Consider the following 11,101-nt stretch of genomic DNA (forward strand, 5'->3'; position numbering starts at 1 on the left):
CGTCGTGCGGCGGTCGTGCAGCCCATCCACGTGAGAGAGGGTTCGAATGACCAAGCAACTGATCGTCGCCGTGTTCGGCAGCGTCGACACGGCCCGCCAGGCCGCGAACGATTTCGAGGCGTTGTCGGAGAAGAACGAAGGATTCCACATCGAAAACGGCGTCGTCGTGGAAAAGGACCCGGCCGGAAAGCTCGCGGTGCTCGACGCCGAATCGCGGCCGTTCAAGGGCGGCGTAATCGGCGCGATCGCGGGCGGCCTGCTCGGTTTGCTCGTCGGGCCGCTTGGCGTGATCACAGGGATGGCGGCCGGCGCTGGCGCCGGCATTCTCGCGGAAGCCGCCGGCAACGCGCTGCTTGACGGCACGTTCGTCGAGACGGTGGCCGCACGGCTTTTGCCCGGCAGCGTCGCGATCATTCTCGAGGCGAAGGAAGCCACGCCGTTCTCCGTCGACAACATCGTGACGGGATTCGGCGGCAAGGTGTTCCGCCAGGCGCTCGGCTGAGCGCCGCCTTCGAACCGATTCGGGAGCACAGCATGCGCATCGATCAATCGTACCGGCGCTTCGACATCGCGGCGACGCTGTCGCCGCTACCCGGCAACCGCGCGATTGTGACCGTCGACGTGACGACCGACGATCCGGCCCGCATCGCCGATCTCGGCACCGGTTATTTCCTGCAGGTCAGGAAGTGGGTCGAGTCGAACGATATCGAGCGGCTGACGGTGGTGTTCGACGAGTGCAAGGTCGCGGTCGACCATTACGCGGACAACGTCGACGACGCGTGAGGTCGCGCATCGCCGCACCGCGCATCGCGTCAGTTCAGCCGGTACGATTGCGCGCCCGTTCCCGCGAGCGTGCCGCCGTCGACGACCAGGTATTCGTTGCGGATCGGCTTGCCGTCGAACCAGCATTGCAGGATTTCCAGCGTGCCGGCCGCATAACGCGCCTGCGCGGACAGCGACGTGCCGGAGATGTGCGGGCTCATCCCGTTGAACGGCGTTGTGCGCCACGGATGATCGGGCGGCGCGGAATGCGTCATGGGCGGCAGCGGCGTGTTGCGCCGCAACGTTGATGACGTTCTACGCCGGTCATGGATCGCGTACAAGCGACAGTCGGTGTTTGCGTGCGCTGCGGGGTCGTCTGTACCTGTTCTTTTCGTGAAGGGCGCCGATAATGGGATCGTTACCTGACTCTGCGGGAGCGAAGCCATGTCCGGAAGCGACTCTGCGTCTTCACGCCCTGATCTCGCGCAGGGCATCGCGCTCGACGATATCGCCGACGGCGCGATGATCGAGGGCCATGTCGGCGACGCGGCGGTGCTGCTGGTGCGCCGCGCCGATGAACTGTTTGCCGTGGGCGCGAACTGCACGCACTACGGCGCGCCGCTGGCCGACGGCCTGCTGGTCGGCGACACGATCCGCTGCCCGTGGCACCACGCGGCGTTCTGTCTGCGTACGGGCGAGATGCTGCGCGCGCCGGCGCTCGACGGGCTGCCGTGCTGGCGCGTCGAACGCCGCGACGGCCGTGCCGTCGTGCTCGATGCGCGGCCGGCCGTACTGTCTGCGCTGAATGCGGCGGGCTTGCCCGAATCGGTGGTGATCGTCGGTGGCGGCGCGGCCGCGATCGCGGCGGCCGTCACGCTGCGGCAGGAAGGTTATCCGCATCCCGTCACGCTGCTGAGTGCCGACAGTGATCCGCCGTACGACCGGCCGAACCTGTCGAAGGACTATCTTGCTGGCACGGCGGAAGCCGACTGGCTGCCGCTGCGCGCGCCGGCGTTCTATGCCGACCAACGCATCGATGTGCGGTGCGGCGCGCGTGTCGTGCGGATCGACCCCGCGCAGCACGCAGTCGAGCTGGCCGACGGCAGCCGCGTCGGATACGGCGCGCTGCTGCTCGCGACGGGTGCCGAGCCGAATCGGCTGACCGTGCCCGGCGCGGATCTGCCGCATGTGTGCGTGCTGCGCTCGCGCGCCGATTGCGATGCGCTGATCGGCAAGCTGAAGACGGCACGCCGCTGCGTCGTGGTCGGCGCGAGCTTCATCGGCCTCGAAGCGGCCGCCGCGTTACGTACGCGCGGGCTCGACGTGCATGTCGTCGCGCCCGATGCGCAGCCGATGGCGCACGTGCTCGGCGCCGCGCTCGGCGACACGATCAAGGCGCTGCACGAGTCGCATGGCGTCGTGTTCCATCTCGGCGCGACGCCCGCGCAGATTGCGCCGGACAGCGTGACGCTGTCGACCGGCGACGTGCTGCCGGCCGATGTCGTGGTGGTCGGTATCGGCGTGCACCCGAACGTTGCGCTCGCACAGGATGCGGGGCTTGCTGTCGAGCGCGGCGTGACGGTGGACCGTTTCCTGCAGACGAGCGTGCCCGGCATCTACGCGGCCGGCGATATCGCGCGCTGGCCCGATCCGCTGACGGGCGAGCGGATTCGCGTCGAGCACTGGGTTGTCGCCGAACGGCAGGGGATCGTCGCGGCGCGCAACATGCTCGGGCAGCAGCGGCCGTTCGACGCGGTGCCGTTCTTCTGGAGCCAGCATTACGACATGACGATCAACTACGTCGGGCATGCGGAGCAGTGGGATCGCGTCGAGATCGACGGCGACCTCGGCGCGCACGACTGCTCGATTGCGTACTGGCGCGGCGACACGCGGCTCGCGGTCGTGACGGTGGGTCGCGATCTCGACAGCCTGGAGGCGGAAGCGGCATTCGAGCGGCAGATTGCCGCCGCGTGACGGCGGCCCGGTGACACGTACGAACCTCGAGGCACGATAAGCCCCGGAACTCGCGTACGTTTCTACTCGGCGTTGTCCAGGTGACTCGAATCGATCAACTCCAGGCGATAGCCGTGATTGTAGACAGCTCGAAGCCGAACACCGTTTTCGGGCCCGATTCGCAGCTTGGATCGCACGCGATAGACATGTGTATCGAGCGTACGGGAGATATTGTCGCTATGGCGCCCCCATATCGACTTGATCAGTGCTTCTCGGGGCACCGCGCGACCACAGTTTTGAAATAGCGCAACGGCGACGTTGAACTCCCGGGATGTCAGTTTGATTGCCTCGTCGTTCAGGAATACGGTTTCGGTCGCAAGATCCAGGCGATAACGACCAACGTTGATCGACGACGGCGTCGAGTTGGCTGGATAAGCCCGCCGCAGAAGGGCGCGCACTCTCGCGATCAATTCACGGTGGCGAATGGGTTTGACCATATAGTCGTCAGCACCTGCTTCAAGTGCAACGACAAGTTGGTCCTCGCGCACTCGACTCGTCAGGAACAACACGGGAAGATCTCTGCCGATGCGCGCACGGATCCAGGCGAGGACTTCCAGTCCGGAAATATCCGGCAAGTTCCAGTCGAGCACGACCAGATCGACGGTATCCGTTTCGAGGAAACGGATGGCTTCTGCGCCGTTGGTGGCGCTACGTACATTGAACCCCTCGGCGATCAGTGTGTCGTGGAGAAGCGCTGCCTGTGCCGGCTCGTCATCAACGGCAAGAATTTTCATTGGCACTATTTTTTTCGTGTTGCTCAACTCTGCGCATGCCAACGTGCTTGCATTGGCGTTGACCTATTCGTTAGATCAAAGCGAAAGGAAATCGGAATCTTCTGCTTGGGTACCGTGCTGCCGATGGCAGGATTGATCCCTGAAATAGATTGACATTTCCCCGTAGGGTTTTTGTCAACTTTTATGAACATGAGGGTTTTTGGGGAGGGAGTGACGATGTGTGACAAATGTTGTCAATCACACTTCATCATCGATATAGCATGCGTGGTATGGATGGTTTAGGCAGATGTGGATGCGCTTTGAATGTGTTTGTGGCTTGATCGTTTTGTGAGGCGAAACGAGGCAGGGTTATTAACAGTTTTTGATATAGCGTATTTCACTGCGGTGGCCGGCTGAGGGTGAGCCGAATCGTGTGATTTTCACGGGTTGTTGAATCGAGCGAAATCCCCAGCGTTTGTGTCGATTGAGCTGCTTCAGGTGGGATATAAATATAAAACCGGTTGTCGTGCCAATCGACATGGCAATCCTGGTGCCGTAGTGATCACGGTTTATGTCGTGAGCTGGGCATCGGTTTTAGTTTCCTTGAGGCGCCTCAAAATATTTCGAATCGGTGTGGTGCGTTGGTCGATCCCGGTCGAAGTGAGATTTCCAGGTCTTGAGCAGAGAGTCGAGTGTTTTCAACGGGATCGACTCGCTTTGGTTTCATTTCCTTCCCTATGTGCAGATTCCGAATATCCGGAAGCTCGTCGACGGATGGTTTTCCGTCACGGCTGCACGGGTGCGCTCCTTCTTTCCTGTTTTCGTCAGGCGGATTGGGTCTCGATGGCTTGGAGGATAGGCCAGAGGTCGAGTCGTGTCACAAAGGTTCGCAATGTGGGCCCGGGTGGCCAATAGACTCTTGGTGAGAGTCGCGGTTTTCGAAATTGAATCCGTCTGAAAATAATTTCGTTGTGGATTGCGAGGCGAATGATTTTGTTCGAACTCGTTTTTATTTAAACAAAATTTAACAAACTGAACCGGGTCATGGAGTTCATGTGTGACCGGGCGAGTAAAGCGGGCGGGGAGTGAGCGATGAATAGGGCGTATCGTTCGATCTGGAGTGAATCACTGGGAACCTGGGTTGCTGTATCGGAGCTGGCTTCCGCCCGAGGTAAGCCGAAGAAATCGAAAGTGGTTCAGGCCGCCGCTGTGGCGGTATTGGCGTTGGGCGCGCAAGTGCATGATGCCCATGCGCAGTACGCTGCAAATGCCAGCTCTTCTGCAACACAAGGTGCATCGATCGCCATCGGTAGCGGTGGCGGAGGGATTGCCTCCGCGAGTCAGCAATGGGCAATCGCGATTGGCGGTTACGCTACTGCCGGCAACACATATGCAGTAGCGCTTGGCGGATATAGTCTTGCGAGCGGGAGTACCGCTACTGCGCTCGGATGGGCGGCTAATGCTACTGATACAAGCGCTACCGCCGTAGGAGCGAGCGCCACTGCTAGCGGTACTTCCAGCGTCGCTCTCGGAAGCTCTTCCAGTGCTTCTGTTAGCAACGCCGTAGCCATAGGAGCGTCGTCGACAGCAAATGTCACGAATTCGGTCGCACTCGGCAGCAGTTCGGCGACGACCAGTGCACTGACAACTTCGAGTGCCGGCACCACCACGGTCAATTCCACGTCGATCGGTGGTCTGACGTTCGGCAACTTCGCCGGCGCCGGCTCGGCAGGCGGCGTCGTCAGCGTCGGCCAGGTGAACTCGGAACGTCGTATCCAGAACGTCGCGGCAGGCCTCGTCAGCGCGACCAGCACCGACGCCATCAACGGCAGTCAGCTCTACTCGGTCGCAAGCACCACGACTTCGAGCATTACGAGCCTGTCGACCTCCGCTTCGACCGGGCTGTCGTCGGCCAATAGCTCGATTTCTTCGCTGTCCACGTCGACTTCGACGGGCATTAGCTCGTTGTCGACCGGCCTGAGCTCGACCAAAAGCTCGGTGTCGTCGCTGTCGACCTCGACGTCGACGGGTTTGTCGTCGGCCAACAGCTCGATCTCTTCGCTGTCGACCTCCACATCGACGGGCTTGTCATCGGCGAATAGCTCGATCACGTCGTTGTCGACCTCGACCTCGACCGGTCTGTCATCGGCTAACAGTTCGATCACGTCGCTGTCGACTTCCGCGTCGACCGGCCTCTCGTCGGCCAACAGTTCGATCACGTCGCTGTCGACCTCGACGTCGACCGGCTTGTCATCGGCTAACAGCTCAATCTCTTCGTTGTCTACGTCGACCTCGACGGGCATTAGCTCGTTGTCGACCGGCCTGAGCTCGACTGGTAGTTCGGTGGCGTCGCTGTCGACCTCGACGTCGACCGGCTTGTCATCGGCTAACAGCTCAATCTCTTCGTTGTCTACGTCGACCTCGACGGGCATTAGCTCGTTGTCGACCGGCCTGAGCTCGACTGGTAGTTCGGTGGCGTCGCTGTCGACCTCGACGTCGACGGGTTTGTCGTCGGCCAACAGCTCGATCTCTTCGCTGTCGACCTCCACATCGACGGGCTTGTCGACGGCGAATAGCTCGATCACGTCGTTGTCGACCTCGACATCGACGGGCCTCTCGTCGGCCAATAGCTCGATTTCTTCGCTGTCTACGTCGACCTCGACGGGGCTGTCGTCCGCGAACAGTTCGATCACGTCGCTGTCGACATCGACGTCGACCGGCTTGTCGTCGGCTAACAGCTCAATCTCTTCGTTGTCTACGTCGACCTCGACGGGCATTAGCTCGTTGTCGACCGGCCTGAGCTCGACTGGTAGTTCGGTGGCGTCGCTGTCGACCTCGACGTCGACGGGTTTGTCGTCGGCCAATAGCTCGATTTCTTCGCTGTCTACGTCGACCTCGACGGGGCTGTCGTCCGCGAACAGTTCGATCACGTCGCTGTCTACGTCGACCTCGACCGGTCTGTCGTCGGCGAATAGCTCGATCACGTCGCTGTCGACCTCGACGTCGACCGGCTTGTCGTCGGCCAACAGCTCGATCTCTTCGTTGTCCACGTCTACCTCGACGGGCCTGTCGTCCGCGAACAGTTCGATCACGTCGTTGTCGACCTCGACGTCGACGGGCTTGTCGTCGGCGAATAGCTCGATCACGTCGTTGTCGACCTCGACCTCGACGGGCCTGTCGTCGACCAATAGCTCGATTTCTTCGCTGTCCACGTCGACCTCGACCGGTCTGTCGTCGGCTAACAGCTCGATCTCTTCGCTCTCGACGTCGACTTCGACGGGCATCAGCTCGCTGTCGACTGGCTTGAGCTCGACCGATAGCACGGTGTCGTCGCTGTCGACTTCGACATCGACTGGGTTGTCGTCGGCCAATAGTACGATCACGTCATTGTCGACCTCGACTTCGACTGGCTTGTCGTCAGCGAACAGCTCGATCACGTCACTGTCCACGTCGACCTCGACCGGCCTGTCGTCGGCCAATAGCTCGATTTCCTCGTTGTCGACGTCGACCTCGACCAGCATCGGATCGCTGTCGACCGGCCTGAGTTCGACAAATAGCTCGGTGTCGTCGCTGTCGACTTCGACGTCGACGGGCTTGTCATCGGCCAACAGCTCGATTTCTTCGTTGTCCACCTCGACGTCGACGGGCATCAGCTCGCTGTCGACGGGCCTGAGCTCGACCAACAGCACGGTGTCGTCGCTGTCGACGTCGACGTCAACCGGTTTGTCGTCGGCCAACAGTTCGATCTCTTCGTTGTCCACGTCGACCTCGACGGGCATCAACTCGCTGTCGACTGGTCTGAGCTCGACCAACAGCACGGTATCGTCGCTGTCGACCTCGACCTCGACGGGCCTGTCGTCGACCAATAGCTCGATTTCTTCGCTGTCTACGTCGACTTCGACGGGGATCAGCTCGCTGTCGACGGGCCTGAGCTCGACCGATAGCTCGGTGTCGTCGCTGTCGACGTCGACTTCGACTGGCTTGTCGTCAGCGAACAGCTCGATCACGTCGCTGTCCACGTCGACCTCGACCGGCCTGTCGTCGGCCAACAGCTCGATTTCTTCGCTGTCCACGTCGACTTCGACGGGCATCAGCTCGCTGTCGACGGGCCTGAGTTCGACCAATAGCTCGGTGTCGTCACTGTCGACTTCGACGTCGACCGGTTTGTCGTCGGCCAACAGTTCGATCACGTCGCTTTCCACGTCGACCTCGACCGGCTTGTCGTCGGCCAACAGCTCGATTTCTTCGCTGTCCACGTCGACTTCAACGGGGATCAGCTCGCTGTCGACCGGCCTGAGCTCGACTAATAGCACGGTGTCGTCGCTGTCGACCTCGACGTCGACCGGCTTGTCGTCGGCTAACAGTTCGATCTCTTCGTTGTCCACGTCGACTTCGACGGGCATCAGCTCGCTGTCGACCGGCCTGAGCTCGACCGACAGCACGGTGTCGTCGCTGTCGACCTCGACGTCGACCGGTTTGTCGTCGGCTAACAGCTCGATTTCTTCGCTGTCTACGTCGACTTCGACGGGCATCAGCTCGCTGTCGACGGGCTTGAGTTCGACCAATAGCTCGGTGTCGTCACTGTCGGCTTCCACATCGACCGGTTTGTCGTCGGCCAACAGTTCGATCACGTCGCTGTCGACCTCGACGTCGACCGGCTTGTCGTCGGCTAACAGCTCGATTTCTTCGTTGTCCACGTCGACCTCGACGGGCTTGTCGTCGGCCAACAGTTCGATTTCTTCGCTGTCCACGTCGACTTCGACGGGGATCAGCTCGCTGTCGACTGGCTTGAGCTCGACCGACAGCACGGTGTCGTCGCTGTCGACCTCAACGTCGACCGGCTTGTCGTCGGCTAACAGTTCGATCTCTTCGTTGTCCACGTCGACTTCGACGGGCATCAGCTCGCTGTCGACCGGCCTGAGTTCGACCAATAGCACGGTGTCGTCGCTGTCGACCTCGACCTCGACCGGTTTGTCGTCGGCCAACAGTTCGATCACGTCGCTGTCGACCTCGACGTCGACCGGCTTGTCGTCGGCTAACAGCTCGATCTCTTCGTTGTCCACGTCGACCTCGACGGGTATCAGCTCGCTGTCGACCGGTCTGAGCTCGACTAATAGCTCGATGTCATCGCTGTCGACTTCGACGTCGACCGGCTTGTCGTCGGCCAATAGCTCAATTTCTTCGTTGTCCACGTCGACCTCGACGGGCATTAGTTCGCTGTCGACCGGCTTGAGCTCGACCGATAGCACGGTGTCGTCGCTGTCGACTTCGTCGTCGACTGGCTTGTCGTCGGCCAATAGCTCGATTTCTTCGCTGTCCACGTCGACCTCGACAGGCATCAGCTCGCTGTCGACCGGCCTGAGCTCGACCGATAGCACGGTGTCGTCGCTGTCGACTTCGACTTCGACCGGTCTGTCGTCGGCCAATAGCTCGATTTCTTCGTTGTCTACGTCGACCTCGACGGGCATCAGCTCGCTTTCGACTGGTCTGAGCTCGACCGATAGCTCGGTGTCGTCGCTGTCGACCTCGACCTCGACGGGCCTGTCGTCGGCCAATAGCTCGATTTCTTCGCTGTCCACGTCGACTTCGACGGGCATCAACTCGCTGTCGACCGGCCTCAGTTCGACGGACAGCACGGTGTCGTCGCTGTCGACCTCGACGTCGACCGGCTTGTCGTCGGCCAACAGCTCGATCTCCTCGTTGTCCACATCGACTTCGACGGGTCTCTCGTCTGCGAATAGCTCAATTTCTTCGTTGTCCACGTCGACCTCGACGGGCATTAGTTCGCTGTCGACCGGCTTGAGCTCGACCGATAGCACGGTGTCGTCGCTGTCGACTTCGACATCGACGGGCCTGTCGTCGGCGAATAGCTCGATCACGTCGTTGTCCACCTCGACCTCGACCGGCTTGTCGTCCGCGAACAGTTCGATTTCTTCGTTGTCTACGTCGACTTCGACGGGCTTGTCGTCTGCGAACAGCTCGATCACGTCGTTGTCGACTTCCACGTCGACAGGTCTCTCGTCTGCGAACAGCTCGATCTCTTCGCTTTCCACGTCGACTTCAACGGGGATCAGCTCGCTGTCGACCGGCCTGAGCTCGACCGATAGCACGGTGTCGTCGCTGTCGACCTCGACGTCGACTGGCTTGTCGTCGGCCAATAGCTCGATTTCTTCGCTGTCCACGTCGACTTCGACGGGCATCAGCTCGCTGTCGACCGGCTTGAGCTCGACCGACAGCACGGTGTCGTCGCTGTCGACCTCGACGTCGACCGGCCTGTCGTCGGCCAACAGCTCGATTTCTTCGCTGTCCACGTCGACTTCGACGGGCATCAGTTCGCTGTCGACTGGCCTGAGCTCGACCAATAGCACTGTGTCGTCGCTGTCGACCTCGACGTCGACCGGTTTGTCGTCCGCGAACAGCTCGATCACGTCGTTGTCGACCTCGACCTCGACCGGTCTCTCGTCGGCCAACAGTTCGATCTCTTCGTTGTCGACGTCGACCTCGACGGGCATTAGCTCGCTGTCGACTGGCCTCAGTTCGACGGACAGCACGGTGTCGTCGCTGTCGACCTCGACGTCGACCGGTCTGTCGTCGGCCAACAGCTCGATTTCTTCGTTGTCTACGTCGACCTCGACGGGCATCAGTTCGCTGTCGACTGGTTTGAGCTCGACCGATAGTTCGGTGACGTCGCTGTCGACTTCCACGTCAACAGGTCTTTCGTCGGCGAATAGCTCGATCACGTCGTTGTCGACCTCGACCTCGACAGGCTTGTCGTCGGCCACCAGCTCGATTTCTTCGTTGTCCACGTCGACCTCGACAGGCATCAGTTCGCTGTCGACCGGCCTGAGCTCGACCGATAGCACGGTGTCGTCGCTGTCGACTTCCACGTCGACCGGCTTGTCATCGGCTAACAGCTCGATTTCCTCGCTGTCCACGTCGACTTCGACGGGTCTCTCGTCCGCGAACAGCTCGATCACGTCGCTGTCGACTTCCACGTCGACCGGCTTGTCGTCGGCCAACAGCTCGATCTCCTCGCTGTCCACATCGACTTCGACGGGCATCAGCTCGCTGTCGACTGGTCTGAGCTCGACCGATAGCACGGTGTCGTCGCTGTCGACCTCGACGTCGACCGGTTTGTCGTCGGCTAACAGTTCGATTACGTCGCTGTCGACCTCGACCTCGACGGGCCTGTCGTCGGCGAACAGCTCGATTTCCTCGCTGTCGACGTCGACGTCGACGGGCATCAGCTCGCTGTCGACCGGTCTGAGCTCGACCGATAGCTCGGTGTCGTCGCTGTCGACTTCGACGTCGACCGGCTTGTCGTCGGCGAACAGCTCGATCACGTCGTTGTCGACCTCCACGTCGACCGGCCTTTCGTCGGCCAACAGCTCGATCTCTTCGTTGTCCACGTCGACCTCGACAGGCATCAGCTCGCTGTCGACTGGTCTGAGCTCGACCGATAGCACGGTGTCGTCGCTGTCGACCTCGACGTCGACCGGTTTGTCGTCGGCCACCAGCTCGATTTCTTCGCTGTCCACGTCGACTTCGACGGGCATCAGCTCGCTGTCGACCGGTCTGAGTTCGACTAATAGCTCGGTGTCGTCGCTGTCGAC

5 protein-coding genes and 1 pseudogene are annotated in these 11,101 nt (G+C 61.1%); 4 read left to right on the plus strand and 2 right to left on the minus strand.

Going from position 1 to position 11,101, the window contains the following annotated elements; genetic code table 11:
• The first annotated feature begins 46 nt into the window (after positions 1-46).
• A complete protein-coding gene (locus tag ACTRWB_RS33025; RefSeq protein WP_446904368.1) occupies positions 47-502 on the plus strand; it encodes a DUF1269 domain-containing protein in 456 nt (151 codons plus the stop codon).
• A 32-nt stretch (positions 503-534) separates the two neighbouring features.
• On the plus strand, positions 535-783 hold the full coding sequence (locus ACTRWB_RS33030; protein ID WP_193102875.1) for a hypothetical protein: 249 nt from the start codon (positions 535-537) through the stop codon (positions 781-783).
• Between the two features lie 29 nt (positions 784-812).
• On the opposite strand, the pseudogene ACTRWB_RS33035 reads toward ACTRWB_RS33030, so the two are convergent.
• Positions 813-1,025: pseudogene (locus ACTRWB_RS33035) on the minus strand (NAD-dependent formate dehydrogenase); the annotation flags it as partial.
• A 181-nt stretch (positions 1,026-1,206) separates the two neighbouring features.
• Between ACTRWB_RS33035 and ACTRWB_RS33040 the strand changes: the two are divergent.
• The gene (locus tag ACTRWB_RS33040; protein ID WP_446904369.1) at positions 1,207-2,736 is read left to right on the plus strand and encodes an FAD-dependent oxidoreductase; all 1,530 of its coding nucleotides are present in this window, start codon (positions 1,207-1,209) and stop codon (positions 2,734-2,736) included.
• A 62-nt stretch (positions 2,737-2,798) separates the two neighbouring features.
• Here the strand turns inward: ACTRWB_RS33040 and ACTRWB_RS33045 are convergent, their stop codons facing one another.
• Positions 2,799-3,509: a response regulator transcription factor gene (locus ACTRWB_RS33045; RefSeq protein ID WP_129517973.1), complete on the minus strand. Its 711-nt coding sequence runs from the start codon at positions 3,507-3,509 to the stop codon at positions 2,799-2,801.
• Between the two features lie 1,071 nt (positions 3,510-4,580).
• Between ACTRWB_RS33045 and ACTRWB_RS33050 the strand changes: the two genes are divergently transcribed.
• Positions 4,581-11,101, plus strand: a 6,521-nt coding sequence (locus ACTRWB_RS33050; protein ID WP_446904377.1) for an ESPR-type extended signal peptide-containing protein, incomplete at its 3' end; no start/stop codon positions are given.

The sequence above is a fragment of the Burkholderia sp. YIM B11467 genome (genome assembly GCF_052952715.1).